At 63.8% G+C, this 18,157-nt stretch carries 14 protein-coding genes; 7 read left to right on the top strand and 7 right to left on the bottom strand.

Annotated elements, in window-relative coordinates; translation table 11 throughout:
* Positions 1–719: 719 nt before the first annotated feature.
* The 5 genes from ACMGT0_RS06500 to ACMGT0_RS06480 all read left to right on the top strand — a co-directional run bounded on the left by ACMGT0_RS06500 (position 720) and on the right by ACMGT0_RS06480 (position 7,356).
* On the top strand, positions 720–1,787 hold the full coding sequence (locus ACMGT0_RS06500; protein ID WP_054057292.1) for a hypothetical protein: 1,068 nt from the start codon (positions 720–722) through the stop codon (positions 1,785–1,787).
* Positions 1,788–2,217: 430 nt separating this feature from the next.
* Positions 2,218–2,694: a formate dehydrogenase subunit gamma gene (locus tag ACMGT0_RS06495; protein WP_416771919.1), complete on the top strand. Its 477-nt coding sequence runs from the start codon at positions 2,218–2,220 to the stop codon at positions 2,692–2,694.
* On the top strand, positions 2,691–4,253 hold the full coding sequence (locus tag ACMGT0_RS06490; RefSeq protein WP_416771918.1) for a formate dehydrogenase beta subunit: 1,563 nt from the start codon (positions 2,691–2,693) through the stop codon (positions 4,251–4,253). Before ACMGT0_RS06495 ends, ACMGT0_RS06490 begins: the two co-directional genes overlap by 4 nt.
* Complete coding sequence (gene fdhF / locus ACMGT0_RS06485) at positions 4,250–7,138, top strand: formate dehydrogenase subunit alpha (protein WP_054061904.1); 2,889 nt, start codon at positions 4,250–4,252, stop codon at positions 7,136–7,138. Before ACMGT0_RS06490 ends, fdhF begins: the two co-directional genes overlap by 4 nt.
* Positions 7,135–7,356: a formate dehydrogenase subunit delta gene (locus ACMGT0_RS06480; RefSeq protein ID WP_017904898.1), complete on the top strand. Its 222-nt coding sequence runs from the start codon at positions 7,135–7,137 to the stop codon at positions 7,354–7,356. Before fdhF ends, ACMGT0_RS06480 begins: the two co-directional genes overlap by 4 nt.
* Before the next feature lie 53 nt (positions 7,357–7,409).
* On the opposite strand, the gene ACMGT0_RS06475 is transcribed toward ACMGT0_RS06480, so the two are convergent.
* Entirely contained in the window at positions 7,410–7,958 is a 549-nt protein-coding gene (locus ACMGT0_RS06475) for a sterol desaturase family protein (protein WP_054057295.1), read from the bottom strand.
* 101 nt (positions 7,959–8,059) lie between these two features.
* Positions 8,060–8,845: a DeoR/GlpR family DNA-binding transcription regulator gene (locus ACMGT0_RS06470; RefSeq protein WP_416771916.1), complete on the bottom strand. Its 786-nt coding sequence runs from the start codon at positions 8,843–8,845 to the stop codon at positions 8,060–8,062.
* 368 nt (positions 8,846–9,213) lie between these two features.
* Here ACMGT0_RS06470 and ACMGT0_RS06465 point away from each other — a divergent pair, with 368 nt between their 5' ends.
* Positions 9,214–10,611, top strand: a complete 1,398-nt coding sequence (locus ACMGT0_RS06465) for an amino acid permease (protein ID WP_054057297.1) — start codon at positions 9,214–9,216, stop codon at positions 10,609–10,611.
* Between the two features lie 92 nt (positions 10,612–10,703).
* On the opposite strand, the gene ACMGT0_RS06460 is transcribed toward ACMGT0_RS06465, so the two are convergent.
* The 5 genes from ACMGT0_RS06460 to ACMGT0_RS06440 form a co-directional block, all read right to left on the bottom strand.
* Positions 10,704–11,918: a phospholipase D-like domain-containing protein gene (locus tag ACMGT0_RS06460; RefSeq protein ID WP_416771914.1), complete on the bottom strand. Its 1,215-nt coding sequence runs from the start codon at positions 11,916–11,918 to the stop codon at positions 10,704–10,706.
* A gap of 175 nt (positions 11,919–12,093) precedes the next feature.
* Positions 12,094–12,741, bottom strand: coding sequence for a MotA/TolQ/ExbB proton channel family protein (locus ACMGT0_RS06455; RefSeq protein WP_054057299.1), 648 nt, complete (start codon positions 12,739–12,741; stop codon positions 12,094–12,096).
* A gap of 34 nt (positions 12,742–12,775) precedes the next feature.
* A complete protein-coding gene (locus ACMGT0_RS06450; protein ID WP_054057300.1) occupies positions 12,776–15,055 on the bottom strand; it encodes a TonB-dependent receptor in 2,280 nt (759 codons plus the stop codon).
* A gap of 24 nt (positions 15,056–15,079) precedes the next feature.
* Positions 15,080–15,817 carry an energy transducer TonB family protein gene (locus ACMGT0_RS06445; RefSeq protein WP_416771911.1) on the bottom strand — a complete coding sequence of 246 codons (738 nt, stop codon included), beginning with the start codon at positions 15,815–15,817 and terminating at the stop codon, positions 15,080–15,082.
* Between the two features lie 2 nt (positions 15,818–15,819).
* Entirely contained in the window at positions 15,820–16,227 is a 408-nt protein-coding gene (locus ACMGT0_RS06440; RefSeq protein WP_054057302.1) for an ExbD/TolR family protein, read from the bottom strand.
* Positions 16,228–16,553: 326 nt separating this feature from the next.
* Here ACMGT0_RS06440 and ACMGT0_RS06435 point away from each other — a divergent pair, with 326 nt between their 5' ends.
* Entirely contained in the window at positions 16,554–18,152 is a 1,599-nt protein-coding gene (locus ACMGT0_RS06435) for an alkaline phosphatase D family protein (protein ID WP_054061908.1), read from the top strand.
* The last annotated feature ends 5 nt before the right edge of the window (positions 18,153–18,157 follow it).

Genomic DNA, 18,157 nt, shown 5'->3' with positions numbered 1-18,157 from the left:
GGAAACCGGGAAGATAGGCACCCGGCAGACCCGAAGGCCTCCCGCGCACAGCCGCCATGACACGGACGTGCGGACACAAAAAAGCGCCCACAGTCTAACCATGGTAGCGCCTATGCGCCTATCTTTTGTCTCCCAGGTTTCCAGGCCTGATCGCTGAATTTCCAACGACATTCCGAGCATAGCGGGATACGCGGGGTGCTTCAAAAAGCGTTTGAAGCGAAACATTTCAGGATAAAGAATCGTCACCTCTGCAGTGCCCTTCACCCCGAAACCACCGCAATCATGACGAATCTACAATCGCTCTATAATTCACTGTAATTCGCCCTGAGCAGAAGCATCGTAACGAGCTTTAGCCGAGGAGAGGCACTCTCAAATAGCCATACTTCCTCGATATTGGCTCCAATATGTTTTACAAATTGCGAGCGACTCAGACCTCCGACGAACGACGCTTCTCAGCCCTTGTGCACTCAGGCTCAGGTGATTAGGACGAATGCCGTGTGAAGTGGCTCAATGAGCAACGCAAACCGCTACAACGGCGAGTTTGCAAAAAAACCGCCCTACTAAGGCGGTTTTTTTTCGCCTCGTTTCCAGGTATCAGCCATGAGCATAGCCCGCCGTACACGTCGGCAACCTTCCTGACATTCCGACGCCCACACTGGACCCGATAATGGCGCTTCAGTAGCATGCCCCTCTTCCAATCCGCCAGCCAGGGATGCTCAATGCCGGTTCTTGCCTCCGCCCCTTCACGCCTGTTGACCACCACGACCCTGCTGCTATCAGCCCTGCTGGCCGGCTGCAGTGTCAACGGCACCTACCCGGATGCCACGGAACCGGACGCCGCGAAGCTGCGTTTCGTCGCCAACACCTCGAACGCCACCCTCGACTACTTCGACGCCGAGCACTGCGACGGGCAAACCACCGGAATCCTCAACAACATGCTGATGGGCGACACCAAGCGTCGCGCCGGCATGCTCAGCACACCACCGAAGGACGCCCGGGGCTACCTGGAAATCAAGCTCAAGCCCGGCCAGGAAACCCTGTTGCGGGTCAACACCCACGAGGGCTATTCGGTCTGTGGCAACGGCATCAACTTCAAGCCCGAGGCCAATGCCGAATACGAGCTGACCTTCGACTCCGGCAAGGGTCAATGCCGTACCCGCCTGCAACGGGTCCGGATCATCGACGGCAAGGAACAACGTACGCCTGTGCTGCACCTGGGCAAGGGCCTGCCCGCCTGTGCCGGACGCAATCCGATATTCCCCAAGCCGCCGGTGGCCCTGCCGGACACGCCACACCGCCTGGAACTGATGAACCGGATCATCGACAGCAGCCTGATCCCGAGCATGCTGCCCTCCCCGGAAGATGCCAGCAAGACGCCGCTGGCGATGGCCAAGGTCGACAACCTGATCGCCGAGCGCAAGGCCAAGCTGGGTTTCACCCTGCCGGACGACTACTGGGCCCTGTATCGCCAGAACCTCCAGGCCTTCGACGCCGAATCCGCACAGCGCAAGGCACTGACCCTGCAGCGCTACAAGGATGAGTACCTGTCGCGCCTGCGCCCGTTGAAGGATGCGGAGCTGGAAGAGTGGGCCAAGCCGGAAGACAAGTCGGCCAAACCGACCAACAAGGCCGCGTTCGAACAGTACAAGTCGATGACGCTCTACTACTTCGAGGCCGGCAAGCAAGTGACGCTGGAGATCATCGAGCATCACCTGGACCGGATGGCGCAGATGGACCAGCGTTACGGGGTGTGCGAGCGCTACAGCGAATGCTGGAGAAGCTTCTGACGAGACACGTCGCGGCCCATCCGGACAACGACTGGGTGGGCCATTTCGATCGGCTGACGCCCCCTGGCCAATCCCCGCCCCGGCAACGGTCGATACCGGCGCCGGGCCACGAAGCCCCAACCCATTGCAGGGGCTGCCCGCCCCCTGTGCCCATGACACCCGCCTGAAACGCCCCCTTCTATACTCAATGGCAGTCGCGGAAAGAACCGTGCAAGTCGCTTTGGTGCCGATAAAGCCGGGGCGCCATGGCAATCTGGACTTTATGCCCTGAAGAGGTGCGGCAAAGACCGCACCGGGCCAAAAAGATGCCCGCTCAGGGTGCCTGGCCACCGGACATGCCACGATGCCGTGACGTGGTGTGAATGCCGCAGCCGACACTTTCGGACAGCCGACGACCTCGTGGCATGTCCGTAGCCGTGAGGATTGCCGTATGCCTGATGAGACGTTGCACCTGCCCCTGGTCAACCGCCTGCTGGAACGCCACAAGGGCTCCCCGGGCGCGCTGCTGCCGATTCTTCATGAAATCCAGGAAGGCATCGGCTATATCCCCGATGTCGCCATCCCCAAAATCGCTCATGCCCTGAACCAGAGCCAGGCCGAGATCCGTGGGGTGATCAGCTTCTACCATGACTTCCGTACCTCCCCCCCGGCCCGGCACATACTGCGCCTGTGCCGGGCGGAGTCCTGCCAGAGCCGTGGTGCCGAACAGCTCGCGGCACAGCTGCGCGAGCGCCTGCAACTGGACGACCACGGCAGCAGCGCCGACGGGCGCATCAGCCTGCGTCCGGTGTACTGCCTGGGCGCCTGTGCCTGTTCACCGGCCCTGGAGCTCGATGGCCAGGTGCACGCACGGCTCAACGCCGAGCGCCTGGATGCACTGCTCGATAGCTGCCGGGAGGACGCATGATGCCTAACCTCTATCTACCCGCCGACTCCCTGGCCCGCGCCGTCGGCGCCGATGAAACCGCCGCAGCCATCACGGCCCGGGCCAGTGCAGGCAATCTGCAGTTGGATCTGCAGCGCACCAGCTCGCGCGGCCTTTACTGGCTGGAGCCGCTGCTGGAAATCGACAGCCCGCAGGGCCGCCTCGGCTTCGGCCCCGTGACCGCCGCCGATGTCCCCTCACTGCTCGACGCACTACAGGGCGAACCGTCGGCCCACCCCCTGGCCCTCGGGCTGGTGGAAGAATTGCCTTATCTGAAAAGCCAGCAGCGCCTGCTGTTCGCCCGCGCCGGTATCACCCGTCCTCTGTCGGTGGAAGACTACCGGGCCCACGGTGGCTTCGAAGGGCTGGCCCGGGCCATCGCCATCGGCGGTGAACAGACCGCTACCGCCGTGTTCGATTCAGGCCTGCGCGGCCGCGGTGGCGCAGCCTTCCCCGCCGGGATCAAATGGCGCACGGTCCGCGCTGCCCAGGCGACGCAGAAGTACGTGGTGTGCAACGCCGACGAAGGCGACTCCGGTACCTTCGCCGACCGCATGCTGATGGAAGGCGACCCCTTCCTGTTGATCGAGGGCATGACCATCGCCGGCCTCGCGGTCGGTGCCAGCCAGGGCTACCTCTATGTCCGCTCGGAATATCCACAGGCGGTGTCGACACTGCGCCAGGCGCTGGACATCGCCCGCGAGGCCGGCTACCTCGGTGCCGATGTACTGGGTAGCGGCCAGGCCTTCGACCTCGAGGTCCGGGTCGGCGCCGGCGCCTACATCTGCGGCGAGGAAACCGCCCTGCTCGACTCCCTCGAAGGCAAGCGCGGCATCGTCCGCGCCAAGCCTCCCATCCCGGCGCTGCGCGGACTGTTCGGCCAGCCGACGCTGGTGCACAACGTACTCACCCTGGCGTCGGTCCCGCTGATTCTGGCCAAGGGCGCACAGTTCTACCGCGACTACGGCATGGGTCGTTCCCTGGGCACCCTGCCTTTCCAACTGGCCGGCAATGTCCGTCATGGCGGCCTGGTCGAGCGGGCCTTTGGCCTGACGCTGCGCGAATTGGTGGAAGGCTACGGTGGCGGTACCGCCAGTGGCCGGCCACTGAAGGCGGCCCAGGTAGGCGGCCCCCTTGGCGCCTGGGTCCCCCCGGAGCAGTTCGATACACCGCTGGACTACGAAGCCTTCGCCGCCATCGGCGCAATGCTCGGTCACGGTGGTGTGGTGGTGGCGGACGACAGCCTGGACATGGCCCGCATGGCGCGCTTCGCCCTGCAATTCTGCGCCGAGGAATCCTGTGGCAAGTGCACACCCTGCCGCATCGGCTCGACGCGCGGCGTGGAAGTGATCGATCGGCTGCTGGCAGCCCCCGACCAGGGAGGCCGCGATGAACAGGCGATCATCCTCAAGGACCTGTGCGACACCCTGCAATACGGTTCGCTGTGCGCATTGGGCGGCATGACCTCCTATCCGGTGGCCAGCGCCCTCAAGTATTTCCCCGCCGACTTCGGTCTGCAGCCCTCGGAGGCCGATCAATGATCACTCTCTTCGACCCGAAAACCGATATGGACCTGGGCACCCCGGCCCGCGACAGCCAGGTGCAGGTCACCCTGAACATCGACGGCCAGAGCATCAGCGTGCCCGAAGGCACCTCGGTGATGCGCGCGGCAGCCATGCTCGGCACCAGCATTCCCAAGCTGTGTGCCACCGACAGCCTGGAACCCTTCGGCTCCTGCCGCCTGTGCCTGGTGGAGATCGACGGCATGCGCGGCTACCCGGCGTCCTGCACGACGCCCGTCAGCGAGGGCATGGTGGTCCATACCCAGACGCCGAAACTCGCGACACTGCGCCGCAACGTCATGGAACTGTACATCTCCGACCACCCACTGGACTGCCTGACCTGCTCGGCCAATGGCAACTGCGAACTGCAGACCGTCGCCGGCCAGGTCGGCCTGCGGGAAGTGCGCTACGGCTATGAAGGCGACAATCACCTGGCCGACACGAAGGACACCTCCAACCCCTATTTCGACTACGACCCGAGCAAGTGCATCGTCTGCAACCGTTGTGTACGCGCCTGTGAAGAAACCCAGGGTACCTTCGCCCTGACCATCACCGGGCGCGGCTTCGAATCGCGGGTCGCCGCCGCCGGCGGCGAAAATTTCCTCGACTCGGAATGCGTGTCCTGCGGCGCCTGCGTGCAGGCCTGCCCCACTGCGACCCTGATGGAAAAAAGCGTGGTCGAACTGGGCCAGCCCGAGCATGCCGTCATCACCACCTGCGCCTACTGCGGCGTCGGCTGCTCGTTCCGCGCCGAGATGAAGGGCGACCAACTGGTACGCATGGTTCCCGACAAGAACGGCCAGGCCAACCACGGCCACTCTTGTGTCAAGGGACGCTTTGCCTGGGGCTACGCCACCCACCCGGATCGCATCACCAAACCGATGATCCGCAAGCACATCGACGACCCCTGGCAGGAGGTCAGCTGGGATGAGGCGGTCACCTACGCCGCCAGCGAGTTCCGCCGCCTGCAACACAAATATGGTCGCGACGCCATCGGCGGCATCACCTCCAGCCGCTGCACCAACGAAGAAACCTACCTGGTGCAGAAACTGGTACGGGCCGCCTTCGGCAACAATAACGTCGACACCTGCGCACGCGTCTGCCATTCGCCCACCGGTTATGGTCTGAAGCAGACCCTGGGCGAGTCGGCGGGGACCCAGAGCTTCGACTCGGTGATGCAGGCCGACGTCATCCTCGTGATGGGAGCCAACCCCAGCGACGCCCACCCGGTCTTCGCCTCCCAGCTCAAGCGCAGCCTGCGCCAGGGTGCCCGGCTGATCGTCATCGATCCCCGGCGTATCGATCTGGTGGACTCCGTACATGCGCGTGCCGAACTGCACCTGGCCCTGCGCCCGGGCACCAACGTCGCCATGCTCAACGCGCTGGCCCATGTCATCGTCACCGAGGGCCTGCTCGACCAGGACTTCATCGACGCCCGTTGCGAAGGCGCTGATTTCACCCGCTGGAAAGAGTTCGTCAGCCGCGCGGAAAACTCGCCGGACGTGCTCGGGGTCATCTGCGGCGTAGCTGCCGACGACATCCGCGCCGCCGCCCGCCTCTACGCCAACGCCGACAACGCGGCCATCTACTACGGCCTGGGCGTGACCGAACACAGCCAGGGCAGCACCTCGGTCATGGGCATCGCCAACCTGGCCATGGCCACCGGCAATATCGGCCGCGAGGGCGTCGGCGTGAACCCGCTGCGCGGGCAGAACAACGTGCAGGGTTCCTGCGACATGGGCTCCTTCCCCCATGAGCTGCCCGGTTACCGGCATATCTCCAACGCAGCGGTGCGCAGCCAGTTCGAACAGGCCTGGAACGTCACCTTGCAACCCGATCCGGGCCTGCGCATCCCCAACATGTTCGAGTCCGCCCTGGCCGGCCACTTCAAGGGCCTGTACTGCCAAGGCGAGGACATCGCCCAGAGCGACCCGAATACCCAGCACGTCACCGCAGCGCTGTCGGCCATGGAATGCGTGGTGGTGCAGGACATCTTCCTCAACGAAACCGCCAAGTTCGCCCACGTGTTCCTGCCGGGCAGTTCGTTCCTGGAAAAGGACGGCACCTTCACCAACGCCGAGCGCCGCATCTCGCGGGTGCGCAAGGTCATGGAACCGCTGGGAGGCAAGGCCGACTGGGAAGGCACCGTGGCCCTGGCCAACGCCCTGGGTTACCCGATGAACTATCAGCACCCGTCGCAGATCATGGATGAAATCGCCAGCCTGACGCCGACCTTCACTCACGTCAGCTATGCGGCCCTGGAACGCCACGGCAGCCTGCAATGGCCGTGCAACGACGCGGCACCGAACGGCACACCGACCATGCACATCGAAGAATTCGTGCGTGGCAAGGGGCGCTTCATGATCACCGGCTACGTGCCCACCGAGGAAAAGGTCAACAGCCGCTACCCGCTGCTGCTGACCACCGGCCGCATCCTCAGCCAATACAACGTCGGCGCCCAGACCCGGCGCACCGAAAACGTCGCCTGGCATGATGAGGACCGCCTGGAAATCCACCCCACCGATGCCGAGAGCCGGGGCATCAGCGAAGGCGACTGGGTCGGCATCGGCAGTCGTGCAGGCCAGACCGTGCTGCGGGCACGGGTGACCGAGCGGGTTGCCCCGGGGGTGGTGTACACCACCTTCCACTTCCCGGAGTCGGGGGCCAACGTCATCACCACCGACAACTCCGACTGGGCCACCAACTGCCCGGAATACAAGGTCACTGCCGTCGAGGTCAGCCGCGTCTACCAGCCTTCGGAATGGCAGAAACGCTACCAGGCGTTCAGCGACGAGCAGCAGCGCCTGCTGGAGGAACGCCGCCAGGCACGCGAAACCGGAACCCGAGCGGAGGTCCGCCGATGAGCACCGACAACCTGATCAAGATGGCCAACCAGATCGCCCAGTACTTCTCCAGCGAACCGGATCCGCAACAGGCCGTGCTCGGCGTGCGCAATCACCTGCAGATGTTCTGGACACCCGGCATGCGCAAGGAATTGCTGGCCTGGCAGATCGAGCACCCGGGTGCTGAGCTGCATCCGCTGGCGCGGGCAGCGGTCAGTGGGGCGGGTTGGGAGGCCTAGGAAGGCACTGGCCCCCTGGCCTGTGAGAGCAGGCCAGGGGGCATTCCACAAGATTACATCTCGGCATCAGCCTGCAACGGGCTAGCAGCCTGGACGCGGCGGGCCTCATCGCTGGCGGCATGATCGAGACGAATGCGCGCGGCCTGTCGCGACTCGCGCAACTGCCGTTTCAGCGTTCGCAACGGCGGCGCATAAAGAAAGCCGAACGACACACTGTTCTCACGCCCCTTCACCGCATGATGCAGCAGGTGCGCCTGATACAGGCGCTTGAGGTAACGATTGCGTGGTCGCGGCCGAAACGGCCAGTAGCGATGCACGATGCCGTCATGCACCACCACATAGATGATCCCGAAGGCTGCCACACCGGCACCGATCCACTGCAAGGGATCATGCCCGCTGTTCCCCGCCACGATCAGGCTCACAGCCACCGCCGCCAACACCAGCAGATAGATATCGTTGGTCTCGAAAGCCCCCAGGTGTTCCTCATGGTGCGAGCGGTGCAGGAACCAGCCCCAGCCGTGCATGACGTACCGGTGCGCCAGGTAGCCGACACCTTCCATCGCGACGAGGGTGCAGAGGAACAGGGCAAGGTGGGTCATCATGGAACGCCGTCGACTCGCAGGAACATCGGAATGCAAAGCGGGTGAGAAGCCGCCAGCATACCTTGCCGGAGACGAAAATCGAGCGCTGAAACGACGAGCACTCAGATCTGCGCCTGCACCACCTCGATCCCCAACCGTCGATAGGCCTCGACATCGTCCATCAGATGCTGCTCGGTAATCATCGTCTGCAACCGCGCACAAGGTCCCACTACAAAAGGCTCCACCGCACCGAGCTTGTCCGCCGTGGTGACGGCCACCACATGGGAGGCGCTGTCGAGCAGCGCCTGCTTCACCGCCAGTTCCTCGTAGCGCGCACAGCTGATGCCGACTTGTGGATGAATCGCGCAGACGCCGGTAAACAGCAGGTCCGCCTTGATCCCCTGGATCAGCCGCACCGCCTCATGGCCGTCGACCGCCATGGTGGCGGGGTTCAGCGTGCCACCGGCAAGAATCACCGTGACGCCCTGATGCTCGGCCAGGGTCATGGCAATCATCGGCGAACAGGTGACGGCGGTGATGGACAGGCCCGCCGGCAATGACTGGGCGATCTGCAAGGTGGTACTGCCGGAATCGAACAGGACGATCTGCCCCTCCTCGATCCGGCGCACCGCCAATTGGGCCAGATGCCGTTTCACCTCGTTGGTCTCGGCGATACGGGTGAAGTAGTCCTTGCCGGTGTCCTTGGGCCGGGGCAAGGCACCGCCATGCACCCGTTGCAACAGGCCGGCCTGGGACAGTTCGGCCAAGTCCCGGCGGATGGTGTCTTCCGACACCGCGAAATGCTGGCTCAAGTCCGAAGCCATGACCTTGCCGTCGCGCTCCAGCAACAGCAGGATCTTCTGCCGCCGCACAGGGGGCAATTCGGAGGAGGAATGGTGGTTTTGCATGATTTCGCCTGACTATGCATGTTTATGCCGAATTCAACAGAACTATATATCAGCGCCCCATTCGATCAAGCAAAAACACGACAACGACGGCGCAGGCACTCCCACCAGGAGAAAGCCAATCACATGGCAATCCCTGCAGCATTTACCGGATACGGCAGCCAATATCGTCAATACTTTCAGCATCTGTACCCTTTGGCTGTCGGAAACCTCCGAATCAGTGCCTAATTTGCCCTCGAACCCGCGTAATACTTGAGCCCCCCATCTTCGGGATTTAATATCCACGCCGCTTATGTCGAGCACTCAGTACCGGTTGCAGACCTGATCCACTCAGGGCCCCGCTGAGAAGAAAAACTAGAGAAGGTGAAGCAATGACGGGTGAAAACCTGACACCGGGTTTGCTCAAGCGCGGCCTGAAAAACCGCCATATCCAGCTGATTTCCCTGGGTGGGGCGATTGGTACCGGGCTGTTCCTCGGCTCCGCCGGGGTGCTCAAGTCGGCGGGCCCGGCAATGATCCTGGGCTACGCGATCTGCGGTTTCATCGCTTTCCTGATCATGCGCCAGCTGGGCGAGATGATCGTCGAGGAACCGGTCGCCGGCTCCTTCAGCCACTTCGCCCACAAGTACTGGGGCGGTTACGCGGGCTTTCTCTGTGGCTGGAACTACTGGGTGCTCTACGTGCTGGTGGGCATGGCCGAACTCACCGCAGTGGGCAAGTACGTGCAGTTCTGGTGGCCCGAAATCCCGTCCTGGGTCAGCGCGGCAGTGTTCTTCGTGCTGGTCAACCTGATCAATCTGACCAACGTGAAGACCTTCGGTGAAGCCGAGTTCTGGTTCGCGATCATCAAGGTGGTGGCCATCGTCGGCATGATCGCCCTTGGCGGCTACCTGCTGGTCAGCGGTGCCGGCGGCCCGCAGGCCACGGTCAGCAACCTGTGGAGCCATGGCGGTTTCTTCCCCAACGGCGTCAGCGGCCTGCTGATGGCGCTGTGTTTCATCATGTTCTCCTTCGGTGGCCTGGAGTTGGTGGGCATCACCGCCGCCGAGGCCAGCGAGCCGCGCAAGGTGATCCCCAAGGCGATCAACCAGGTGGTCTTGCGCATCCTGATCTTCTACGTCGGCGCACTGACCGTACTGCTGTCGCTGTATCCGTGGGATCAACTGCTGGTCACCCTCGGCGCTTCCGGCGACGCCTACAGCGGCAGCCCGTTCGTGCAGATCTTCGCCCTGATCGGCAGCGATACCGCGGCGCAGATCCTCAACGTGGTGGTCCTGACCGCCGCCCTGTCGGTGTACAACAGCGGCGTGTACTGCAACAGCCGCATGCTGTTCGGCCTGGCCGAGCAAGGCGATGCGCCGAAGTCGCTGCTGAAGCTGAACAAGCAGGGCGTGCCGGTTCGTGCTATCGGTGTCTCGGCGCTGGTCACCCTGCTCTGCGTGGTGGTCAACTACGTCGCTCCCCATGAAGCGCTGGAGCTGCTGATGGCGCTGGTGGTCGCGTCGCTGATCATCAACTGGATCGTGATCAGCCTGACCCACCTGAAATTCCGCAAGGCCATGGAGCAACAGGGCGTGGTGCCTGGCTTCAAGGCGTTCTGGACGCCGCTGAGCAACTACCTGTGCCTGGCCTTCGTCGCGCTGATCCTCGGCGTGATGCTGATGATCCCGGGCATCGCCGTGTCGGTCTACGTGATGCCGGTGTGGGTACTGTTCATCTACGGGCTGTACCGCCTGCGGGTGGCGAAGGGCTCGCCGCGCACGGCCTGATCATCTGCCTGAAGAACAAGGGGACCACACGGTCCCCTTTTTTGATCGTGCCCAGCCGGCAGCGCAGCCTGTGATAGCCGCCACAACAGCACTCAAGGCGTCCCCGGATGCGGCGGTGGATAATCCCGCGCCACGTCCAGCGGCCAAGCGTAGGGCCCATCCCACAACTGCTCGTGCAAGGCGCCGATGCGCTCGGCCATCGCCTTGTCGTGCATCACCACTTCGAGGTTGCGCGAGTTGTCGAGGTAGCCGCCCAGCCAGTTGCTGGTGCCGACCCAGGCCACCTGCCCGTCGATCTCCAGGGTCTTGCTGTGGATAACCCGCGCGTAGGGAATGAAGCCCTGCGGGGCCTGGGGCAAGGTCACGATCTTGACCTGGACGTTGGGCAGTACCGCCAGGCTCTTGAGGTAGGCGACTTCCGGCGCGCCGGTGTTCCAGTCGGAGACCATCAGCTTGATCGCAACACCCCGGGCCGCCGCAGCGCGCAGCGCGTTATCGATCACTGGATAGTACGGGCGGGTCTTGTCCGGCCCGTAGGACAGCGGCGCATAGTCGAGCAGTTGCACCCGTACCTCATGCTGGGCCTCGGCCAGCAGGCGCGGCAGTTCCTGTTGTGAATCGCCGACACCCGGCGGGTTGTAGCGCTGCGGGCTGGCGACCAGGTAATTGCCGCTGCGCGCCGGCTCCTTGCCGGCCTTGGGCAACGGCACCGGTTTTTTCTCGCTCAGAGCGGCCTGGGCATTCCAGTCCTGGTCGAAGATCGCCTGAACCTGGCCGACGAGGGTTTCATCAGTAATACGCAGGCCGGTTTCATGAATGTGCTCCAGCGAGCGCCAGTCGAAATTCTGGCTGCCGACGAAAGCCTGCCTGCCATCCACCACCATGTATTTGGCGTGGATGATGCCGCCGCCCACGTGGGCATAGGGCAGCACACGGAAGGTCAGGTGGGGGATCTTGCGCAGCCGCTCCAGGGTGGCCTGATCGGAGAGCCTGAGGCCCTTCTCTTCCAGCAGGAAACGGATCTTCACTCCGCGCTTGCCGGCGGCCTCGAGGCTTTCGATGACCTTGTCCATCACCGAGCCGGGGTGGTCGGCGGCATAGAACTGGCCGATATCGATGCGGCTTTTGGCACCGTCGAACAACTCGATCCATACCGGGCCAGGCTGGCGCAGGTCGGGGCTGGCGAGTTCGGTGGCCAAGGGCACGGTGTGCACCAGCTCGATACCGGGAATGGAGAAATCCGCCTGGACCAGCGGACTGAGCAACAGGCCGAGCGTGGCGGCCAAGGCGACGCGCAGGCGCGTCATGGGATAATTCTGAGTGAGTGACATGATGGCCTCGTACAGGAAGATCTGACGCAGCGTGCCTGAGGACTGCAGCCGCCAGTCATTCGATACCTGGCCGGCAGAAGCGCACGCGAGGCATCCGGGCAGGCGTTCCCACGCGGGAGCGCGGGAACGATCGACACCGGATGCCGGGGGCTCAAGCCCTTTGCAGCTGCGCAGGGCTGCTGGCCCGCTGCGGCACTTCATCCTGCACACGGGCACCGGTCGCCGCGCGGATCAGCAGCATCTTGAGCTGGTCGTTGAGGCGCTCCAGGCTGTCCTGGAAGAAGTTGTGGAACACCACGCAGAACAGCGCGATGGCGATCCCCAGCCCGGTGGCGAACAGTGCCGTGCCGATGCCCCCGGAGATCTGCCCCGGGTCGGACACGCCGGCACTGGCCAGCGCCTTGAAGGTATCGATGATGCCGAGGATCGTGCCCAGCAGCCCCAGCAGCGGCGCCGCCGTGGTGATGGTCTCGATGATCCACAGGCTGCGGGCCAGCGGTGCGCGGCTGGCCAGATACTGGGTGTCGATCACATCGTCCAGGTCCTTGCGCGTACCGTGGCTGGCCTTCTGCGCCAGCACGGCGCTGGCCATGTCCAGCGGCAGGCTGTCGCGGCGGGTCAGTTCCGGCGGCAGGTCCTTCTCGCTGTGCACATGGGAGCCCAGGGCCTCCATCAGCCCGCGGGCCTGGCGGCGGACATAGGCGAAGTAGATGGCGCGCTCGATGGCGATGAAGATCGCGATCGCCAGGGCGGCGTACATCACATAGAACGTGATCTCGTGAAGCGTGTTCATGTCCATTGGCGGGTTACCTCTGTAGCGGATGGGACAGACATCAGAAATTCGCCTCCAGCGAGACGGTCACGGTGCGGTCCAGGCCGACGATGTAGGCCGGGTCGCCATCGCGGAAACCGCCGTAGGTCGCCGAGTTGGTCTTGGTGGTGTACACGCCGTCCAGGTACTTCTTGTCGAACAGGTTGTCGACGTTCAGGCGCAGGGTCGCGTCCTTGACCACCTTCTTGTCCACCGGCAGGTAGATACCGGCGCCGAGGTTGAACACGGTGCGCCCGGAGATCGCCTCGTCGTTGGTCAGGTCGCCATACAGCTTGCTGGTGTACTTGCCCCCGAAGGTGCCGTAGAACAGGCCGTCGTCGTAACCGATGTTGGCCGCCAGCATGTTCTTCGGCACGTTGGCGAACTGCTTGCCAGCGGTCGGCAGCAGGATCGCCTTGCCGGCGTTGTAGACGGTCAGATCGTCCTTCTGCTCGGCCCGGGTGTAGGTGTACGAGGTGTAGAAGTTGAAGTGATGGGGCAGCAGGCCGCTCCACTCCAGTTCCAGGCCCTTGTTGTCGACGTTGCCGGCGTTGATGTCGGCGAAGTCGCCGTTGATGTCCTTGGACGACACCTGGCGGTTCTCGAACTGCATGTAGAACAGGGTCGCGGCGACGGTCATGTCGTCCTTGGTGTAGCGCCAGCCCAGTTCGTGGTTCCAGCTGGTTTCCGGCTTGGCGTCGATGGAGCCGGCGCCCTTGTCGTACAGCACGTAGTTCTGCGGTACGCGCATGTTGCGCGACAGGCTGTAGAACAACTGGTCGTACTCATCGAGCTGATATTTCAGGCCGGCGTTGGGCAGCAGCTTGGTATAGGTCTGGTTGCGCTTTTCCGGTTGCTCGGTGAGGCTGCCATGGTTGGTGCCGTCCCGCTTGACGTTCATGTAGGCCAGGCCGGCGACCAGGGTCCAGTCCGGGGTGAAGTACCAGGTGTCCTGGGCCCAGACCTTCTGTGCCGGGGTCACGGTGAAGCGGTCGCGCCCCTGCACGGTGTTGCCGTTGGCATCGACCACGTAGTCGGAATCCGGCCAGATGCTCTCCGGCTTGCCGTTGGACTTGATGCGGATGAACGGCTGGGTCTGGCTCTGGCGGGCGCGCTCGTACCAGTAGCCGAACTGCAGACTGTGGTCGCCCAGGTCCCAGTTCAGCTTGGTGGTGATGCCCGGACGCCAGGTCTGGGTCCGCGACGGCCGGTAGTACACGCCATTGTTCGGTGTACCGTCAGCGTTGTACTGGGCGCCAGTGGGCAGGTTGCTCAGGTCGAACACGCCACCGGCGTTCGAACCGCTGTTGAGGGCATAGGCCGAACTGCCGACACCACTGCCGTTACCCCAGTAGTAGTACGGAATCACCGACAGCGAGAGATTGTCGGCCAGCTTGAACTGGGTGTTGAGCACGCCGGTGAAGGTCTGGAACGGGTTCAGTGCCAGGCCGTAGTAGCTGTTGATCTTGCCGTTGCTGCCCAAGGCCGGCGTCTGCGGATACGGGTCGTAGCTGCGTCCGTACTTCTGGAACTGCGCCTTGGTCAGCTGGCTGTAGCTGGTGTTTTCCTGCTCATGGTACTTGAGGATCAGGTTCGCGGTGTTGCCGCCGCCCATGTCGAAGAAGCTGTTCCACTCGACCTTGTCGGCACGCTCGGCACCTGCGCCGCGCCACTTCTGGCCTTCGGTGTGGGAGACCGACAGCCAGTTGCTCAGGCCGTTGATTTCACCGGTGTTCAGGCGGGCGAAGGTCTTGGTGGTGGCATGGCTGCCGACCACCTGCTTGACGAAGGCGCCGGTTTCCTTGGTCGGGCGAATGGTCACCACGCCGATGTTGCCGCCGCTGGAACCGATGTGCGGGCCGTCGGCCTCGGAAGAGCCCTGGGTGACGAAGATCTGTTCGATGTTCTCCGGGTCGCCCAGCAGGTTGGCGTACAACGCGTAGTTGCCGGAGTCGTTGATCGGCATGCCATCGATGGACATGCCGACCTGGTCGGAGTTGAGGCCGCGCATGGTGAAGCGGAAGCTGCCCAGGCCGGTGGCGTCTTCACTGGAGATGTTCAGGCCCGGGGTGTACTTGAGCTTGTCGATGGCGTTGCCGGTGGCGGTCTGCTTGTCCAGCGCCTCCTTGGTCACGGTGGAGCGCCCCTTGATGCTGTCCTCCTGGACCATGTAACCGCCGCCCGCGGTCGCCTTGCCCTGCACGCCGATCACGCCGACGTCGCTGGCGGTGGTGTCGGCCATGGCCATGCCGTGGCCCATGCTCGCGGCAACGAGTGCCAGATGAATCCTTGTAAACCTCATCACTCTATTCCTGGTTATAGGTGCCTACTGCACGCTGTAATTGAAAGTGGCGGTGAAGCGTTGCTCGTTGCGTCCGCCAAAGGCTTGCTCGGGGAAAGGCTTGACCTGCCTGATGCGGTGCAGGCTGTTGGTCGCGGCCCGGTTGAGCAGCATGCTCGCGGCCGGGGTCTGGATCCCCGAGTCGAGAACGCGGCCCTGCCGGTCCACCAGCAACCAGACCACCACGTCGCCGCTGGGGCGTTCGAGGGAGGCCTGGCGTCCGGTGGGGTACTGCTTGAAGGTGTCCAACTCGTTGCGCAGGCCCTTGAGGTAGCCGCTTTCCAGGGCCTGGCTGTCGACCTTCGGCGGCGCGGGCGGAGCCGGCGGCGTCGGGGTCTTGGCGATGACCGGTTCGGCAGCCGGCTTGGTTTCCACCGGTTTGGCCGGCACCGGAGTCGGCGTCGGCTTGGCCACCGGTTTCGGCGTTGGCCTGGGCTTGGGTTCCAGCTTGGGCAACGGTTTGGGTTGCGGCTTTGGCGGCGGCGGAGGAGGCGCGGGTTCGGCCTCCTCGTCCTCGATCACCGGCGGCGGTGGCGGTTCTTCCACCACCGGCTCGGGAACCCCTTGCGGCTCAGGCTCGACCAGGGCCAGTTCCACCGCCGACTCGTCGTAGACCGGCTGGACCTTCAACGGCTGCGACGCGATCCCCAGGATCACCAGCGCCAGGGCGATCAGGGCCGGGACACTGCCCAGCAGCTGACGTGCACGAAACAGGATGTACATGATCAGGACTTGCGCGTGGCAATGGAGACGGACGTGAAGCCACCCAGACGCAAGGTGTCCATGACTTCCACCAGGCGGGCGACTTCCACGCCCTTGTCGCTGTTGACGATGATCGTCGACTTGCTGTCGGGCTTCTCGGCGGCCTTGAGAGCCGGCACCAGGGCCTCGACGGTCATGTCCTTGCCGTCCAGTTGCAACTGGCCGTCCGCGCCCAGGGTGAGGATGAATTTGTTCTGCGGCTTGAGCTGCTGCGAACTGCTGGCACTCGGCAGTTGGGTCTTCATGCCAAGCGCCGGAATCACGTTCAGGCTGACCAGCACAAAGAACACCAGCAGGAACATCATCACGTCGATCATCGGGATCAGTTCGATGTGCGCCTTGCGCTTTTTAGGTTCGTCCCAGGTTCTCATTCGGCGGCCCCTTGTTGATTAGGGGCGCCAAGCTAGCAACGAAAAATGACCGATCGGTTAACTTTAATTTACGTTTTGAAGGCTCTAGAACGGCCACTACAAACCATTACAGAGCATTTTCGACGCGTAATGAAACTGAAACCCGGGAGGGGCACTCTTGAAAACTTTTCTCAAATGGACTCCCCGATACCTGCCTCGGACAACCTCGTCCGGTGCCTCCGGGATAACGGTGACCGCCGTTTGAAACGGTACATAACCATATGCTTCGGCACGGACTCCTGCGTGACCATTGGCAACCCCTTTGACTGAACCCGCGAGTTTTTTTCATGAGCGATAGTGTTGTGCAACAACAGGACACAGGGCCGATCGACCTGGACCGCCGGCGCCTGCTCGGCGGCATCGCCGGCGCAGCGGCGCTGTCGATCCTCAGCCCGTTCGCCCGCAGTGCCGGGGTCGACTATCCCTTCACCCTCGGTGTTGCCTCGGGCGACCCATTGCCCGACGGCTTCGTCATCTGGACGCGGTTGGCCCCGCGGTTCAATGCCGTCGACGGCCGTGGCGGCCTGGAACGGCCGGTGCCGGTGCGCTGGCAGGTGGCGACGGACGCCGCCATGCGCCAGGTCGTCCGGCGCGGCGAGGTGATGGCCGACAGCCGCTTCGCCCATTCGGTGCATGTCGAGGTCGCCGGATTGGAGTCTGGCCGCCCCTACTGGTATCAGTTCGAAAGCCTCGGCGCCCAGAGCCCGGTAGGCCAGTCGCGCACAGCACCGGCGCTGCAGGCGCTGACCTCGGCGCGGCTGGGCTTCGTCTCCTGTTCCCACTGGGAGCGCGGGTACTTCAGCGCCTACCGCCACCTCGCCGCCGAACAACCGGACCTGGTGTTTTTCCTCGGCGATTACATTTACGACAGTTCCTATACCGATCCCGGAAAGGTCATCCGCTCTCACGGTGCCGGCAACGCCAGGACCCTGGTGGACTACCGCAACCGCTACGCACTGTACCGGACCGACCCGGACCTGCAGGTGCTGCATGCCTGCGCGCCCTGCGCGGCGACCTGGGACGACCACGAGGTACAAAACGACTACGCCAACCAGTGGTCGCAGGACCCGAACATCCCACCACAGGCATTCCTCAGGCAGAGGGCGGCGGCCTACCAGGCGTTCTACGAACACATGCCGCTACGTGCCAGCAGCCTGCCCCGGGGCCCGGGCATGCGCATCTACCGCCGGCTCGACTATGGTCAACTGGCGCAGTTCCACATTCTCGACGGTCGCCAGTACCGCTCCGAGCAACCGTGCATCCCACCCAGCCGCAGCCGCCAGGGGCATGTCGCCGCGCCCGACTGCGTCGACCTGCGCGACCCGAAACGCACCATGCTCGGTTGGGAACAGGAAGCCTGGCTGGACCAGGGCTTCGCCCGCTCGACGGCACGCTGGAACGTGATCGCCCAGGATCTGCTGGTCGCCCCGATCCTGCAGCGCAACCCGGCCACCCAGGAACTGGGGCACTGGACCGATGGTTGGGACGGTTACGCCGCCACCCGTGACCGGGTGCTGCAATCCATCGAACGCACGAAGGTGAACAACCCGGTGTTCTGGGGTGGCGATATCCACTCGTTCTGGACCACCGACCTGCATCTCGACGGCGAGAATCCGGATTCGAAGATCGTCGCCACCGAGTTCATCGGCACGTCGGTGACCTCCGACGGGCCGCCGTTCGAGCTGTTCAACGCGGTGCTGCCGTTCAATCCCCATGTACGGTTTTTCGACAGCCGCCAGCATGGGTATGTGTCGGTCGAGTTGGAGCCGGGAAGGATGACCACCAGCTTCCGGGCGATTTCCGAACGGGCCGATCCGCGGGCGACAGTGTCGACGCTCAAACAGTTCGTGGTCGAGTCTGGACGGGCGGGGGCAATGATCCTCTGATGCGC

It is taken from the genome of Pseudomonas sp. RHF3.3-3 (assembly GCF_048069595.1).
Taxonomy (GTDB): domain Bacteria; phylum Pseudomonadota; class Gammaproteobacteria; order Pseudomonadales; family Pseudomonadaceae; genus Aquipseudomonas; species Aquipseudomonas fuscovaginae_B.
Note: the sequence above shows the minus strand (reverse complement) of the source record. Positions and strands in the feature narration are given on the sequence as shown.

Coding starts and splice junctions, on each gene's coding strand:
- ACMGT0_RS06500 (WP_054057292.1), top strand. CDS start 720: ATGCCGGTTCTTGCCTCCGCCCCTTCACGCCTGTTGACCACCACGACC.
- ACMGT0_RS06495 (WP_416771919.1), top strand. CDS start 2,218: ATGCCTGATGAGACGTTGCACCTGCCCCTGGTCAACCGCCTGCTGGAA.
- ACMGT0_RS06490 (WP_416771918.1), top strand. CDS start 2,691: ATGATGCCTAACCTCTATCTACCCGCCGACTCCCTGGCCCGCGCCGTC.
- fdhF (WP_054061904.1), top strand. CDS start 4,250: ATGATCACTCTCTTCGACCCGAAAACCGATATGGACCTGGGCACCCCG.
- ACMGT0_RS06480 (WP_017904898.1), top strand. CDS start 7,135: ATGAGCACCGACAACCTGATCAAGATGGCCAACCAGATCGCCCAGTAC.
- ACMGT0_RS06475 (WP_054057295.1), bottom strand. CDS start 7,958: ATGATGACCCACCTTGCCCTGTTCCTCTGCACCCTCGTCGCGATGGAA.
- ACMGT0_RS06470 (WP_416771916.1), bottom strand. CDS start 8,845: ATGCAAAACCACCATTCCTCCTCCGAATTGCCCCCTGTGCGGCGGCAG.
- ACMGT0_RS06465 (WP_054057297.1), top strand. CDS start 9,214: ATGACGGGTGAAAACCTGACACCGGGTTTGCTCAAGCGCGGCCTGAAA.
- ACMGT0_RS06460 (WP_416771914.1), bottom strand. CDS start 11,918: ATGACGCGCCTGCGCGTCGCCTTGGCCGCCACGCTCGGCCTGTTGCTC.
- ACMGT0_RS06455 (WP_054057299.1), bottom strand. CDS start 12,741: ATGGACATGAACACGCTTCACGAGATCACGTTCTATGTGATGTACGCC.
- ACMGT0_RS06450 (WP_054057300.1), bottom strand. CDS start 15,055: ATGAGGTTTACAAGGATTCATCTGGCACTCGTTGCCGCGAGCATGGGC.
- ACMGT0_RS06445 (WP_416771911.1), bottom strand. CDS start 15,817: ATGTACATCCTGTTTCGTGCACGTCAGCTGCTGGGCAGTGTCCCGGCC.
- ACMGT0_RS06440 (WP_054057302.1), bottom strand. CDS start 16,227: ATGAGAACCTGGGACGAACCTAAAAAGCGCAAGGCGCACATCGAACTG.
- ACMGT0_RS06435 (WP_054061908.1), top strand. CDS start 16,554: ATGAGCGATAGTGTTGTGCAACAACAGGACACAGGGCCGATCGACCTG.